Genomic DNA, 3166 nt, shown 5'->3' with positions numbered 1-3166 from the left:
CCCGCCCGCCGGAGGCAGCGGCTCGCCGACCGGGGCCCCCGGGGCCGCGGGCTCCTCGCGCCGCCGCCGCTGGGCCTCGACCGCGGCCAGCAGGCCCTGGGGCGTCATGCCGTCGTTGAGCGACTCGTAGAGCAGCTCGGCCAGCAGGTAGCCCGGGGCGAGCCGCAGGACGTGGCCGAGCACGACCCGGGCCGTCGCCGTGTCCCCGGCGACCCAGGACGTCCAGGCCAGCAGGGTGAGCGGGGCCACCGCACAGCCCTCGTACGGCGGCACGGCCCGCCGGGCGAGGAAACGCCAGAGCCGCTCGGCCGGGGCCAGCTCGGCGGGCCGGGCGTACTCGACGCCGCGGTCCCGCACCAGCCGGTCCCGCAGGGCGAGCAGCAGCTGGGCCGTCCGGTCCGCGTCGAGCTCCGTGGCTCCGGCCCGGAACTCGGCGACGGCCTGGTCGAGCAGGGCGATGCGCTGCTCCCGGGCGAGGGCGTCCACGGCCTCCGCCCGGGCGAGCGCCTCGCGCTGGGCGGCGTCCTCCGGCGGGCCGATCGGATCCAGCCCACCGATGATCGCCTTCCGGCTGCCGCGCGGCACCAGGCCGGCGACCGTCGCGGCGGCGGCCGCCGGACCGGGATCGGGGCTGCGCCGCACCGGATTGCCCGCCGGCTCGCAGCACCCGTCGCCGCGGCAGAGGAAGGACCACCAGCGGCCGTCCGAGACGCACAGCGACTCCTTGACCGCCACGCCCCGGCGCCCGAAGGCCGCCCGGAGGGCCTCGGCCAGCGGCCGCAGCCCGTCCACCACCGGCGGTGCGTGGGTCGTGCCGGGATCCTGGCAGAGGTAGAGGAGCACCTGGAGCGGCCGGGCACCGTGCCGCTCGGAGAGGGCGACCAGCAGCGCGGCCGTCTCCTCCGCCGCGGCCGGCCACTGCGCGGGCGACCGCGGCAGGTCCGCCCGGATCACCCCGCCCTGGTGGAGGCCGGGCCCGTGGAGCCCGACCGCGACGATGGAGTCGTCCGGGTGGAAACCCAGGAAGTACGGAAGCAGCTCGGCCATGTCGGCCGGACCACGCATGACGACCGGCCCGTAGTCGGAGGCCGGGCCGAGGGACAGAATGACGTGTTCGTTGTTCATCGCGTTCATGGCCGCAAGAGTGGACGCAATCCGCGGACGATGCCCGAACCGACTTTTTTCCTGTGGATAACTCCGCCTCCGAATTCCCCTTCGCTCATTCGGAGCAGCCGACACTCCCTCCCGCGAGTGGATTTTGACTGCCGTTCAGCGGACCAGCGGATGAAATACACCCCGTCTTCCCCCGTCTCCCCTCCCCCGCATTCGCCGCTTGTCGGCGGTACGGGGTTACATGGACGCCATGCAGCAGCCCGACACCCACACCACCGCCACCGCCGACCGCGCCGAGGTCCGGGCGCGGGCCGAGGCCGTCCTGCGCGAGCTCGCCGGCCCCGGAGCCGTCCTGCGCGAGGACCAGTGGACGGCCATCGAGGCCCTCGTGGTCGACCGCCGCCGCGCCCTGGTCGTCCAGCGCACGGGCTGGGGGAAGTCCGCGGTCTACTTCATCGCCACCGCCCTGCTCCGGGCCCGCGGCGCCGGGCCGACGGTGATCGTCTCGCCGCTGCTCGCCCTGATGCGCAACCAGGTCGAGTCGGCCGGCCGGGCCGGCATCCACGCCCGCACCATCAACTCGGCCAACACCGACGAGTGGGCCGGGATCCAGGACGAGGTCGCCGCCGGGAAGGTCGACATCCTGCTGGTCAGCCCCGAGCGGCTGAACAACCCGGACTTCCGCGACCAGGTGCTGCCCGAGCTCGCCGCCTCCACCGGCCTGCTGGTGGTCGACGAGGCCCACTGCATCTCGGACTGGGGGCACGACTTCCGCCCCGACTACCGCCGGCTGCGCACCATGCTCGCGGACCTGCCGCCCGGCGTCCCGGTGCTGGCCACCACCGCCACCGCCAACGCCCGGGTCACCGCGGACGTCGCCGAGCAGCTCGGCACCGGCGCCACCGACGAGCACGCCCTGGTGCTGCGCGGGCCACTCGACCGGGAGAGCCTCACCCTGGGCGTGCTCTCCCTGCCCGACCCGGCCCACCGCCTCGCCTGGCTGGCCGACCACCTCGACCGCCTGCCCGGCTCGGGCATCGTCTACGCCCTGACGGTGGCCGCGGCCGAGGAGGTGACGGCCTTCCTGCGCGAGCGCGGCTTCCCGGTGGCCTCCTACTCCGGCCGCACCGAGGACGCCGAGCGCCGCACCGCCGAGGCCGACCTGCTGGCCAACCGGGTCAAGGCGCTGGTCGCCACCTCCGCGCTCGGCATGGGGTTCGACAAGCCCGACCTCGGCTTCGTGGTGCACCTCGGCTCGCCCAGCTCGCCGATCGCCTACTACCAGCAGGTCGGCCGGGCCGGGCGTGGGGTGGACCGGGCCGAGGTGCTGCTGCTGCCCGGGCGCGAGGACGAGGCGATCTGGCGCTACTTCGCGTCGCTGGCCTTCCCGCCGGAGGAGCAGGTGCGCCGCACCATCGACGCACTGGCCGCGGCCGGCCGGCCGCTCTCCACCGCCGCTCTGGAGCCCCGGGTGGACCTGCGCCGGGCCCGGCTGGAGACCATGCTCAAGGTTCTCGACGTGGACGGTGCCGTCCGCCGGGTCAAGGGCGGCTGGACGGCCACCGGCCAGAGCTGGGAGTACGACACCGCCCGTTACGCCAAGGTCGCCGCCTCCCGGGAGGCGGAGCAGCGGGCGATGCGCGAGTATGCGGCGGGCACGGAGTGCCGGATGGAGTTCCTGCGCCGGCAGCTGGACGACGAGCAGGCCGCGCCGTGCGGGCGGTGCGACAACTGCGCGGGGCCGCTGCACACTCCGGACGTCTCCGCCGAGACGCTGACGGCCGCCCGGGCCGCGCTCGGCCGCCCGGGCGTGAGCTTCGAGCCGCGCCGGCTCTGGCCGACCGGGATGGACGCGCTCGGGGTGCCGCTCAAGGGCCGGATCCCGGCGGGCGAGCAGGCGGAGAGCGGCCGGGCGCTGGGGCGGCTGTCCGACATCGGCTGGGGCAACCGGCTGCGCACCCTGCTCGCCGAGCAGGCGCCGGACGTGCCGGTGCCCGGCGAGGCGGTGGACGCGCTGGTGGCGGTGCTCGCCGACTGGGCCCGCGGCCCGGGC

Annotated in this window: 2 protein-coding genes; one reads left to right on the top strand and one right to left on the bottom strand. The window is 75.7% G+C overall.

Annotated features, from left to right (window positions below; translation table 11 throughout):
• The coding region (locus KS423_RS41970) for a DUF4192 domain-containing protein (RefSeq protein WP_224284973.1) at positions 1 to 1134 on the bottom strand (1134 nt) is incomplete at its 3' end.
• 229 nt (positions 1135 to 1363) lie between these two features.
• On the opposite strand from KS423_RS41970, the gene KS423_RS41965 reads away from it, so the two are divergent.
• The coding region (locus tag KS423_RS41965) for an ATP-dependent DNA helicase RecQ (RefSeq protein WP_224284972.1) at positions 1364 to 3166 on the top strand (1803 nt) is incomplete at its 3' end.

It is taken from the genome of Streptomyces sp. LS1784, assembly GCF_020103755.1.
GTDB lineage: Bacteria > Actinomycetota > Actinomycetes > Streptomycetales > Streptomycetaceae > Kitasatospora.
This window is presented reverse-complemented; position numbering and strand designations above follow the sequence as displayed.